Below are 11,925 nucleotides of genomic sequence, written 5' to 3'. Positions count from 1 at the left end.
AACACCTTCCTGCCGAGTCCGGGCAAGATCACGCGCTTCCACGCGCCGGGTGGCTTCGGAGTGCGCTGGGAATCGCATATCTATGCCGGTTACAGCGTGCCGCCGTACTACGACTCCATGATCGGCAAGCTGATCACCTACGGTGAAAACCGTGACGTGGCGATTGCGCGCATGAAGAATGCGCTGGCGGAGCTGATCATCGACGGTATCAAGACCAACGTCGAACTGCAGATGAAAATCATGTCCGACGAAAACTTCCAGCAGGGTGGGACTAATATCCACTACCTGGAGAAAAAACTGGGACTTAGCAACCTGTAAACCGGAGGTCAGTTTTGTCAGCACTTTCCTATGTGACGGGCGACCGTCACTCTGCCTGGTCAACCTATCTGACCCAGGTCGAACGCGTATTGCCGTTGTTGGGCGATCTCAGCCGCTGGGCTGATACGCTAACCCACCCTAAACGCGCGCTGATCGTTGATATTCCGCTGGAAATGGACGATGGCACGGTACGTCATTTTGAAGGGTATCGCGTACAGCACAACCTGTCGCGCGGGCCGGGTAAGGGGGGCGTGCGCTTCCATCCTGACGTCACCCTGGAAGAAGTGATGGCGTTGTCAGCATGGATGACCATCAAATGTGCCGCGCTAAACCTGCCGTTTGGCGGCGCGAAAGGGGGGATACGTGTCGACCCTGCGCAGCTTTCACGGAAGGAGCTGGAACGTTTGACGCGCCGCTATACCAGCGAGATTGGCAACATGATCGGGCCGCAGCAGGATATCCCGGCACCGGACGTGGGTACCAACGCGCAGGTAATGGCGTGGATGATGGACACCTGGTCGATGAATGTCGGTGCGACCACGACAGGCGTGGTAACCGGCAAACCGGTGCATCTGGGGGGTTCGCTGGGACGCGTGAAAGCCACCGGACGCGGGGTGTTTGTTACCGGTTGTCGTGCGGCGGCGATGTTGGGGCTGGATGTTGCGCACAGCCGCGTGGCGGTGCAGGGCTTTGGCAATGTGGGTAGCGTCAGTGCGGAGCTGTTTCACGCGGCAGGGGCGAAAGTGGTTGCGGTGCAGGATCACAGCGCGACGCTCTGGCTGGCAAGCGGGTTGGATATCCCGGCATTACAGGCATGGCAGCAGAACCACGGCAGTATCAAAGGTTTTCCACAGGCAGACCATATTGCTGACGAAAGCTTCTGGACGCAGGATTTCGATATCCTGGTGCCTGCCGCGCTGGAAGGGCAAATTACCGCCGAACGCGCCAGCGGGTTAAGCTGCCGCCTGGTGATTGAAGGGGCGAATGGCCCGACGCTGCCGGAAGCGGATGATGTATTGCAGCAGCGTGGCATAGCTGTGGTGCCGGATGTCATCGCTAACGCAGGTGGGGTGACGGTGAGCTACTTCGAATGGGTGCAGGATTTTTCCAGCTTCTTCTGGAGTGAAGAGGAGATTAATCAGCGACTCGACGGCATTATGCAGGGCGCGATTGATACCGTCTGGCAAAAAGCGGGGGCGTTGCAGGTCACGCTACGCACTGCGGCATATGCGCTGGCCTGTGAGCGTATTCTGCTGGCGAGGAAAGATCGCGGGTTATATCCGTAAAATACCTGGCTAATATTGCGCGATAAATCGCGCCGCTACTGATGAGGAGAGTTGTAGCGGTGCGATTTATCGCGCATTTTTAAGCAGAGTGCAGGACATCTCCCGCACTCGCTCTTCACATCAGAACTGATACACCAGCCCCAGCGCTAACTGGTCGTCATTCGGCAGACCAAGCTTGTTATTGTCGTCGAGCAGGTTGATTTTCCATGCGACAAACGTCTTCATATTTTTGTTGAAGTAATAAGTCAATCCGGGTTCGAGGAACTTCAGCAGATACTCATCGCCAACACCTTCAATATCTTTCGCTTTGGTCTGTACCCAGGCGATGGACGGGCGAATACCGTTGATAAATTGATACTGCAAGGTGGCCTCAAAACTTTCGGTCTTGTTCGCGAAACCGCTTTCGCCAGTCAGGCTGTTGCTGATGGCATAGGCGTTACGTGTCTGGCCGTAAAAAGTGCCGAAATACCACTGATTGTTGTCATATTTCGCGCCAACTGCCCAGCTCTCGCCGTGCGCACCATGACCATAAACACCGTCAGCATTTTGCGCATTGGTGCGATCAAGATTGGCATAACCACCGACAACGCTGATGCCTGAGTCCAGCGCATAACCCAGAGACGTGGCCCAACCATCGCCGTTGGAGGTACTGATGGCATCACGCTCGTTTTTGCCCTGATATTGCAGACCGAAGCTCAGACCATCCACCAGACCGAAAAAGTCACGGTTACGGTAAGTCGCCACGCCAGTAGAGCGGCCTCGCAGGAAGCCATCCGCGCTGCCGGTTGCACCACCAAACTCTGGCAGGACGTCGGTATAGGCAATGGCGTCATACACCAGACCATAGTTGCGGCCATAATCGAAGCTGCCGTACTGCCCGACTTTTAAACCAGCAAAGCCCAGACGGCTTTTGTTGCCCTTCTGCGCATCGCTGCCACCTTCGCTGTTATTCAACTGAATTTGTTGTTCCCACTGACCATAACCGGTAATCAGGTCGTTAACCTGGGTTTGGCCTTTGAAACCAAAACGCATATAGGATTGATCGCCATCGAGGCTATCGTTGTTGGAAATATAATTTTCAGCCTGTACCTTGCCGTACAGATCGAGTTTATTACCATCCTTGTTATAAATTTCTGCCGCATGGCCCACACCAGAGATTAACAGGGCGCTGGCGATACAGGATTTAATCGAAAGCTTCATCATTTATTCCTCGTTTTTTGCATTTGTCATCTTGTTGGGGTAATTCATCTCGCTAACTTAATAATTAGCAATGAAATTAAGTTCGAAAAAGCGCCGCTGGCAGGCAGCCAGCGGTGAAGCGCATACACAGGTTTTTGCAAATGAATACAGATGATGAGGGTCGAGAGGTTTATATTTCTTATGTTTGAGTCATCTGTTAAGCGTGTTAACGAAACGTGCTAAATACCGCCCTACCATAGGGGCAGAAATAAAGGTTGCGATAAGATAATTTTGTTTTGGCTGGATAGTGTTTACTTATTGCCTGCTCAGACCTTTTCTTGTGGGCGCTCATATAAAACACCTATCTGGCGAAAGGCATTCCTTCTTACCGATAAAAAAATAAAGCCGATATATTCATGAAATAATAACGCAGGCGTTAACCAGCGATGAGAGTAAGATGAATATACGGCGTCTGAAGTCTTTTATTACCATTGTGGATATGGGTAGCATTACCCGTGCGGCGGATGCGTTGCATATTGCGCAACCGGCACTGAGCCAACAACTGGTGGCGCTGGAGGAACACTTTAAACGGCAGTTGTTGATTCGCAGCCAGCAGGGCGTGGTGCCTACCGAGGCGGGAAAAGTGTTGTATGGTCATGCCAATGCCATGCTGCGTCAGTTTGCGCAGGCGGAGGTGGATGTCCTGAGCGCCGGGCAGTTGCTATCTGGACGGGTATCGGTCGGGCTGGCACCGTTCAGTGCCGCTTCCACGCTGGCGATGTCGTTGTTGAGCGAAATGCGGCAACGCCATCCGGGCATTCTGCTGCATCTGGTCGAAAGTGTCGGGCAAGCCTATAGCGAGTTGGTCGCAAACGGGCGGCTGGAGATGGCGCTGTTGCACGGTTGTGGCGGCATCAAAGGGCTGCATTACCAACCGCTACTGGAAGAGTCTTTGTATTTTGTCGCCCACGCTGATTTTGATTTCGACGATGAGGGCGGTCCGTTGCAGGTTAGCCAGCTCGCCGCTATGCCGATGGTACTGCCACCCGCTTACAACTTTGTGCGTCGTGCAATAGATGAAGCCTTCAGCCTGCACCAGCAAACCATCAATATTGTCGCTGAACTGGAAGCAGTAAAAAGCATCGCCAGGGCCGTGGATGCTGGCCTGGGTTGCACCATCATGCCAAAGGCGATTGCCGAGCATATTCAGTCGGAATCGCGCAATGTGATTATTCGATCCATCAGTGGCCCGGCCATCGGCCAGACGCTCTCGCTCTGTGTATCGGACCGCACGCCGTTATCGGAACCGGCAGCGGCGGTACGCGAGCTGTTAATTGAGCTAACGTCGGGGTTGACGCAGGTAGGGAGGATCCTTAGCTGACTAAACAGGCCTGATGCCGCGACAAAACAAACTCAGCGTGTGGGCGACAATCTTTTCACGGTTGAACGCCGGATCGTTGGCAAAGCGTGAGAAGGGCACCAGCACCATACTGAGAATTGACGTCATCAACAGTTGCGGCTCCAGATCCGGGTTGAGTAGACCTTGCTGCTGCCAGCCCTCAATCAGGCTTTTAACTTTATCGCGCTCCGTATGACCGAAGCGATTTTTAATATGCTGGCCTAATCCTCCCTGACCTTCGGTAACTTCCTGCATCCACAGCGGCCCAAACCAGTGATGGGTGGCGATAATATCGGCAATCTCGCGGATAAACGCGCTGAAAGTAGTGACAGGGTCACGCGGCTCATTAACGAAATGCGCCACCAGACGCTGGCGCAGCGGCAAAAAACGTTCCTCAACCACCACATCCAGCAGGGCTTCGCGCGACTTAAAGTAATAATTCAGCATCGCCGGGCTAACGCCTGCCTTACGCGCAATGGCATTCAGCGACGTCTCCGCAATGCCGTGTTCCGCATACAACGACAGGGTGATATCCAGCAAATGTTCGCGCTGTTGGGCATTGATTGCGCCGCCGCGTGGACGACCGGGACGGCGCGGTTCGGATTTAGCTGATTTTCCCTCAGAAGGGACTTTCTGTGCGGTCATTTTTGCTTACTCACTTGTATCCTGTCAGACTTCGATCAATATTAATTGTGTATTTAATTAATTTCAATCTGGTGTCCCCTATGAAATCCGAATCTTTGGCACAACACGCTGCCAGCGGCGACCCGGCGCGTCAGTCATTTGGCTGGTTACTGGGCGCATTAATGCTGGTGATGCTGTTATCGGCCCTGGACCAAACCATTGTTTCCACAGCCTTACCGACCATTGTGGGTGAGCTGGGCGGGTTGGATCGCCTGTCATGGATTGTGACAGCCTATATGCTGGCTTCAACCCTTGTTGTACCGCTGTACGGTAAATTTGGCGACCTGTTTGGCCGTAAGCGCGTGCTGCAAATTTCGGTGATTCTGTTCCTGGCAGGCTCCGCGCTCTGCGGGTTGGCGCAGAACATGGAACAGCTGATTTTTACCCGCGCCTTACAGGGGCTGGGCGGTGGCGGCCTGATGGTGGTGAGCATGGCGGCAGTGGCCGATGTGATCCCGCCTGCTGAACGCGGTAAATATCAGGGATTATTTGGTGGCGTGTTTGGTCTGGCAACGGTGGTTGGCCCGTTGCTGGGTGGCTTTATCGTGCAACACGCCTCCTGGCGCTGGATTTTCTATATCAACCTGCCGCTGGGTTTGTTTGCGCTGCTGGTGATCAACGCGGTGTTTAAGGCCGACAGCAAACGCAAAGCACATGAAATCGACTATCCCGGTGCGTTTTTCCTCAGTCTGGCGCTGGTGGGGATCACCCTGTTCACCAGCGAGGGCGGCTCGGTGCATGCCTGGTCCGATCCACAACTGTGGTGCATCCTGGCATTTGGCGTGGTGGGGTTGATTGGTTTTGTTTACGAGGAACGTCGCGCCTGGGAGCCAATTATCCCGCTGACGCTGTTCCGCAACCGCAGCTTCCTGCTTTCCAGCCTGATCGGTTTTATTGTCGGAATGTCGCTGTTCGGCAGCGTCACGTTTCTGCCGCTTTACTTGCAGGTGGTAAAAGGGGCGACGCCTACCGGAGCCGGATTGCAGTTGTTGCCGCTGATGGGCGGCTTACTGGTGACCTCGATTATCAGCGGCCGCATTATCAGTCATACCGGCAAATATCGCCTGTTCCCGATTGCCGGTACTTTGCTGGCAACCGTCGGCATGGCGTTGCTGACTACGTTGACGCTGGACGATCCCACCTGGCATATCTGGCTGTTCTCCAGCATTCTCGGGATGGGAATGGGGATGGTGATGCAGGTACTGGTGCTGGCGGTGCAGAATACCGTCTCGCCGGACAGCATCGGTGTGGCAACCTCATCGGTGACCCTGTTCCGCTCGGTTGGCGGCTCAATTGGCGTGGCGTTATTTGGCGCGATATTCAGCCAGGTGCTGAAATCAGGCCTGACAAAGCTGGTGGAAAAGGGGGCCGAGCTACCGCGCAGCCTCGACCCGGAAGCCATCCACCATCTGCCAATTGAGGTACAGACGCCGTATTTGCAGGCCTTCGGTGATGCGGTACACGCCGCTTTTATGATGGCAGCGGCCGTGATGTTGCTGGCATTTTTGTTGTCGTTGTTTATGCCGGAATCGACGTTACGACACAAAAACGCCTGATAACTTTTCAGACCATCGCTTTTGCGGCATAGTAGTGCCGCATCTCGATGCGCCTGGATCAGCAGACAGGCAATAACTGAGCTGGCTAACCCTTATGTTTATCAACTGAGAGGAGCCAGCCATGTGCGCTGCCCGTATCTGGATCAAAAACCCCTTAGCAGTCTTTCTCCCTGAACAACTCGATGGCCGTGGTGGGCTGGTGATTGAAGATTCGCGTATCAGCGAAATTCTTCCTCTCGGCGCGTCACCGTCGCAGCCTTGCGATAATGTGGTGGATGCGCGTGACCATGTGGTGTTGCCTGGCCTTATCAACGCCCATCATCACTTCTATCAAACCCTGACCCGCGCCTGGCTGCCGGTGGTGAACCAACCGCTGTTTCCGTGGCTAAAAACCCTCTACCCGGTGTGGGCGCGTTTAACGCCAGAGGCGCTTCATCTGGCTAGCCAGGTGGCAATGGCGGAGCTGTTGCAGTCCGGCTGCACCACCGTCAGCGATCATCATTACCTGTTTCCGCAGGGCATGGAGCAGTCGCTGGATGTGCAGGTCGAGGTGGTGCAACAGTTGGGTATGCGCGCCTTGCTGACGCGCGGCTCGATGAATCTGGGCGAAGAACAGGGCGGCCTGCCGCCGCAGCACACCATCCAGGATGCTGACACCATTTTGCAGGACAGCCTGCGCCTGATTCAGCGCTATCACCAGCGTCATGACGGCGCGCAAATTCAGATTGGCCTTGCGCCTTGTTCACCGTTCTCCGTCACCACCGATTTGATGCGGGAGATCGCCCGTCAGGCGCAGCAGCACGATGTCCGTCTGCATACGCACCTTGGCGAAACGCTGGATGAAGAAGCCTTTTGCCAGCAAACCTTTGGGATGCGCACCGTCGATTATCTGGAGCATGTGGGCTGGCTGAGCGATCGCACCTGGCTGGCACATGGGATTCATTTCAATGACGACGAAATCAAACGCCTCGGTGCCGCCGGAACCGGAATCTGCCACTGTCCGGTCTCCAATATGCGGCTGGCGTCGGGGATTTGCCCAACGGTGGAGCTGGAAGCAGCAGGCGCACCGGTAGGGTTAGGGGTTGATGGTTCGGCCTCGAACGATGCCTCGAACCTGATGTACGAAGCACGCCAGGCGTTATATCTGCAACGGCTGCGTTATGGCGCACAGCAGATCACACCACAACGGGTATTGCGCTGGGCGACCGCAGGTTCCGCCCGTCTGTTGGGGCGCAGGGATATTGGTGAGCTGGCGGTCGGAAAGCAGGCCGATCTTGCGCTGTTTAAACTGGATGAGCTGCGTTTTAGCGGCAGCCACGATCCGCTTTCGGCGTTGATTCTGTGTGGCGCGGAGCGGGCAGACAAAGTGATGGTGGGGGGCGAGTGGCGCGTGTCGGACGGTGAAATTATCGGGCTGGATAGCGAGACGTTGATGGTAAAACATCGCGCTGCCGCCAGGGCCTTGATTGCCGGAATGTAATCCATACGCCCGTATCGGCGCGATTTATCGCGCCGATACGGGCGTTACCCTGTCACATCAGCGCGGCGTTGCAGCGTTTTCACCGCATCCGCGGCGGATTGTCCCAGCTCGCGCAAATCCAGACCCGCAATCAGATCATCCTGCATAATGATGTTACCCTGGCAGAGCAGCGCTTTGATGCGCGCCCGTCCACCGCAGGCAATTGGCCCAATCGCCATATCATGCAGGCCGAAGTAGCGCGGATCGTCCAGTTGGTAGATGGCGATATCAGCCGCCATGCCCGGTGCGATTTCCCCGGTGTGCAGTCCCAGCACCTGAGCGCCACCCTGCGTTCCCCAACGGAGGACATCTTCAATGCTGGCGGCATCGCCACCCCCTTCAAACCGGCCACCGGCATAACGCGGTTGCGCCAGCATGCCTTTACGCGCACGTTGCAATTGCCAGGCCGCGTGCGTTTCGCTTTGCATATCGGCCGCTTCGTTCGACGCCGCGCCATCGACACCAATGGAAACTTGCACACCAGCCTGTTCCAGCGCCACCAGGTCGGCAATGCCACTACCCAGACGGGCGTTGCTTTGTGGGCAGTGGGCAATGCCACTGCCCGCGGCACCCAGCAAGGCAATCTCCTCAGGCAACAGTTTGACCAGATGGGCGAACCAGACATCGCGGCCAATCCACTCATGTTCGGCGCAGAACTGCAAAGGCGTCATACCAAATTTGGCTTTAGCGGCATCGAGATAATCCACGGTTTCGGACAAGTGGCTGTGCAGACGAATGCCAAGCTGACGCGCCAGACGGGCGCTGTCGCGCAGTTCCTGTGGCGTGGTGGAGTGCAGCGTGGTGGTGGGGGCCATCACCACCTGGCGCATGGCGAAAGCATCCGCCTGATGATATTGCGCCACCAGCCGTTCAACATCGGCCATCATGGCGTCGAATTTTTCCGGGCGCAGCGCGGTGGGGAGATCACTTTCCAACCCACGGCTTTGGGTTGCGCCACCCCGGCATAAGACAAAACGCACGCCAAGACGCTGCGCCTCTTCAAACAGGATCTGCGCGCCATCGAAAGGCATATCCGGCCAGTAAAGGTAGTGGTGATCGGCAATGGTGGTGCAACCGGATCGCACCAGTTCCACCAGCCCGATCCGTGCTGCAATGCGGAAGGTGTGTTCATCAAACGCGCCACGAAAACGATAGGGTGTGGCCGCCAGCCAGGCCCCGAGGCTTTGATTTAATCCCTGGGGCTCACCCTTCAGCAACGACTGGAACAAATGATGATGGGTATTCACCCAGCCGGGATAGACGACACAGTCGCGTGCGTCGATGACCTGCTCACCGGCCTGGGCGGCCAGGCTACCCATTTCCAGGATCAAGCCCTGGTCGATTCGGATATCACGCGCCGGACTGCGCGGCTGCTGGCGGTTGCCGGTGAGAATGGCAGAACAGTTTTTTATCAGCATCTTGCAACCTGCCTTACATCGCCGCCTGGCGATAGAACTGGGTGGTAAAGGCTTTTTGCCACGGGGTGGCGGCATCCAGCAGTCCGGCTTTCACCATAAAGTCGCGTGTGGTTTGCCAGCGTTGTGGCGTCATCACCCCCAGCCCCTGTTTCGCCGCATCACCACCATCAATCAGATGCAGCGCCTTCATCTGAGAAACGCCAAACGCGAGAATGGCATCGGTCATCTGCGGGTTCTCTTTTTTGATCAGCGCATTCCCGGCAGCAGGATCGGCGAGGTAAGATTTCCAGCCCTCCATCGAGGCTTCCACAAAACGTTTCATCACGTCAGGTTTTTGCTGCAACAGGTCGTCACGGGTAACCAGAATGCCGCCGTAGGCCGGATAACCGTAATCGGCGAACAGGTAAAATTTGCTGTCCGGCTGCGCGGCTTTGATCTGTTGGACTTCCGAGGTGGCGTAAGCTTGCTGGGCGGTATTTTTATCGGCGAGGAACGGTTGCATATTGAAGGTATAAGGGCGCACCTGACCATCGCTGAGTTTATATTTCCCCTTTAGCCAGGGCCACCAACTGGCCTGGCCACTGGCGGACACCAGCACGGTTTTGCCTTTCAGCCCTGCCAGATCCTTCACGTCACCGTGGGTCATGATGCCCTGAGGATCAAACTGGAATGGCGCAGCGATGGCTTTTAACGGGAAATTACGCTGGATGCCCTGCAACACCTGAAGATCGTAACTGACGATCACATCGGCTCGGTTAGCCAGCAGCAGCGTCATATTGTTCAACTGTGGCCCGCCGGATTTTACCTCGACATCTAAGCCATATTTTTTATAGATACCGGTTGCGACGGCCTGGTAATAACCCCCTTGCTCGGCTTGTGCCACCCAGGTGGTTTGCAGGACCAGCTTATCCGTCGCATGGGCGAGGGCAGAGGCAGCGATAAGCGCTGTAAACAGGGACAAACGGAAGGACGACATTGACATAACAAACCCCCAAAGCAAACGCATACATTGTGTCTGTTATCAGGGGATGATGCGGCGTATGAACCTGCTCACGATGCATAACACCGTCCCCTGACGAGGTACAGCCGAAGCTGTAGAGCAATGTTCCGCATGACGAGGCCGCCACGCTAACCGCTTATACTCTGCATCGAATTTAGCAAAGCCCATGCCATTCTCGTGTTTATTGCTTATCCGAATGAATTTATTGAAGAAACGTGATGGCAGGGCGGGTATGTTGGTGTTGTTTTGCTTTTTTGTGATGCACTGGTTGCTGATTTGCACCGTGGTGGTGCGCCCGCGCCCGTAGCGGCACGATTTATTGCGCGTCTTTTAGCCGTGGCACCAAACAACCGCGCGATAAATCGCGCCGCTACGGGCGATGCGGTTTCTGGCATAGTTATTGCCTGTGATAAAAATGAGTAGAAGCTGTCAGCCGCGGTGATTACCCGGTAGGTCATTGCTCGATCGCCCGCCAGACGGGCGCGGGGATGGCCTGTCCGTTGTTGCGCAGGTCATCCGTTATCTGTTTATAACGAGGTGTACCAATGGAAAAGACAACAGCTTACGCCATGCATGAACTCACCAAAGAATCACGCATGGGCGCGCGTGGCAGTGAAGCGGCGCGCGAAGTTCGTATTATCGACCTCTCCGATTTCGACCAGCGCAAGCATGAAATAGCCGATCAACTCTGGCAGGCCGCTACCGATATTGGTTTCTTCCAGGTGACCGGTCATGGCATTCCACTGGACGATATTAACGCCGCTTTTGCCAATGCCGAGCGCTTCTTTGCGCTGCCGGAAAGCGACAAGGCGCGTCATCCCCTCAGTCGCAATGCAGGCTGGGAATACCGCGCACAGATTCGTCCTTCCACTGGCAAACCTGACCACAAAGAGTCGTACCAGATCACCCTGCCGCGTATGAATGGCCTGTGGCCGGATGACAACACCTTGCCCGGCTTTTGCGCTGAAGTGATGAAATTCGAACGTCAGTGCTGGGCGGTGGGGATGCAACTGCTCTCCTGCTTTGCCCTGAAACTCGGCTTCCCGGAGGACTTCTTCACCCGTGCACATGAACCTTCCCGTGAGACTTACCAAAGTACGCTGCGTATGCTGCATTACTTTGCCATCACCGGGGAGGTGGACGGCCCGTGGCGTGCCGGTGCGCATACCGATTTCGATTGTCTGACCTTGTTATTTCAGCGTGACGGGCAGGGTGGTTTACAAGTGTGTCCCGGCAAAGAAATGGAAGACCAGGTATGGACGCCCATTACCCCACTGGAAGGTGTGATTACCTGCAATATTGGTGACATGCTGATGCGCTGGAGTGATGATAAATTGCCGTCGAATTTCCATCGTGTCGCCAATCCGCTGCCTGGTGTTTCCGTACCGGCGCGTTATAGTCTGGCGTTTTTCTGCCAGGCAAATGAAGACGTGATAATTGAAGGACCGGAGAAAAAATATCCGCCAATTTCCGCACAGGATTATCTGGCGCAGCGTATCAGCGCGAACTTTTCCGGTAAATATTGAGCCATAATTTGAGCTAAGTTATATTTCTGGCCGGCAGGAT

Annotated in this window: 9 protein-coding genes and 1 pseudogene; 6 read left to right on the top strand and 4 right to left on the bottom strand. The window is 55.5% G+C overall.

Annotation, left to right across the window (positions count from 1 at the left end; translation table 11 throughout):
- Both CTZ24_RS22275 and CTZ24_RS22270 read left to right on the top strand, forming a co-directional pair.
- A pseudogene (locus tag CTZ24_RS22275) lies at positions 1-318 on the top strand (acetyl-CoA carboxylase biotin carboxylase subunit); the annotation flags it as partial.
- A 14-nt stretch (positions 319-332) separates the two neighbouring features.
- Entirely contained in the window at positions 333-1,604 is a 1,272-nt protein-coding gene (locus tag CTZ24_RS22270; RefSeq protein ID WP_208725736.1) for a Glu/Leu/Phe/Val family dehydrogenase, read from the top strand.
- Between the two features lie 120 nt (positions 1,605-1,724).
- Here the strand turns inward: CTZ24_RS22270 and CTZ24_RS22265 are convergent, their stop codons facing one another.
- Entirely contained in the window at positions 1,725-2,807 is a 1,083-nt protein-coding gene (locus CTZ24_RS22265; protein WP_302474918.1) for a porin, read from the bottom strand.
- Positions 2,808-3,240: 433 nt separating this feature from the next.
- Here CTZ24_RS22265 and nac point away from each other — a divergent pair, with 433 nt between their 5' ends.
- The gene (nac, locus tag CTZ24_RS22260; protein ID WP_208725735.1) at positions 3,241-4,164 is read left to right on the top strand and encodes a nitrogen assimilation transcriptional regulator NAC; all 924 of its coding nucleotides are present in this window, start codon (positions 3,241-3,243) and stop codon (positions 4,162-4,164) included.
- Here nac and CTZ24_RS22255 read toward each other — a convergent pair whose 3' ends face one another.
- Positions 4,165-4,827, bottom strand: a complete 663-nt coding sequence (locus tag CTZ24_RS22255; protein WP_208725728.1) for a TetR/AcrR family transcriptional regulator — start codon at positions 4,825-4,827, stop codon at positions 4,165-4,167.
- An 80-nt stretch (positions 4,828-4,907) separates the two neighbouring features.
- Between CTZ24_RS22255 and CTZ24_RS22250 the strand changes: the two genes are divergently transcribed.
- Together CTZ24_RS22250 and CTZ24_RS22245 are read left to right on the top strand one after the other, a co-directional pair.
- Entirely contained in the window at positions 4,908-6,422 is a 1,515-nt protein-coding gene (locus CTZ24_RS22250) for an MDR family MFS transporter (protein WP_208725726.1), read from the top strand.
- A 121-nt stretch (positions 6,423-6,543) separates the two neighbouring features.
- A complete protein-coding gene (locus CTZ24_RS22245) occupies positions 6,544-7,902 on the top strand; it encodes an 8-oxoguanine deaminase (RefSeq protein WP_208725724.1) in 1,359 nt (452 codons plus the stop codon).
- A 44-nt stretch (positions 7,903-7,946) separates the two neighbouring features.
- Here the strand turns inward: CTZ24_RS22245 and CTZ24_RS22240 are convergent, their stop codons facing one another.
- Complete coding sequence (locus tag CTZ24_RS22240) at positions 7,947-9,359, bottom strand: amidohydrolase family protein (RefSeq protein WP_208725717.1); 1,413 nt, start codon at positions 9,357-9,359, stop codon at positions 7,947-7,949.
- A gap of 13 nt (positions 9,360-9,372) precedes the next feature.
- Entirely contained in the window at positions 9,373-10,335 is a 963-nt protein-coding gene (locus CTZ24_RS22235; RefSeq protein ID WP_244634076.1) for an ABC transporter substrate-binding protein, read from the bottom strand.
- A gap of 569 nt (positions 10,336-10,904) precedes the next feature.
- On the opposite strand from CTZ24_RS22235, the gene CTZ24_RS22230 reads away from it, so the two are divergent.
- Complete coding sequence (locus CTZ24_RS22230) at positions 10,905-11,885, top strand: isopenicillin N synthase family dioxygenase (RefSeq protein ID WP_208725715.1); 981 nt, start codon at positions 10,905-10,907, stop codon at positions 11,883-11,885.
- Positions 11,886-11,925 lie beyond the last annotated feature (40 nt).

This window comes from Pantoea phytobeneficialis, from assembly GCF_009728735.1.
Lineage (GTDB): Bacteria > Pseudomonadota > Gammaproteobacteria > Enterobacterales > Enterobacteriaceae > Pantoea > Pantoea phytobeneficialis.
This window is presented reverse-complemented; position numbering and strand designations above follow the sequence as displayed.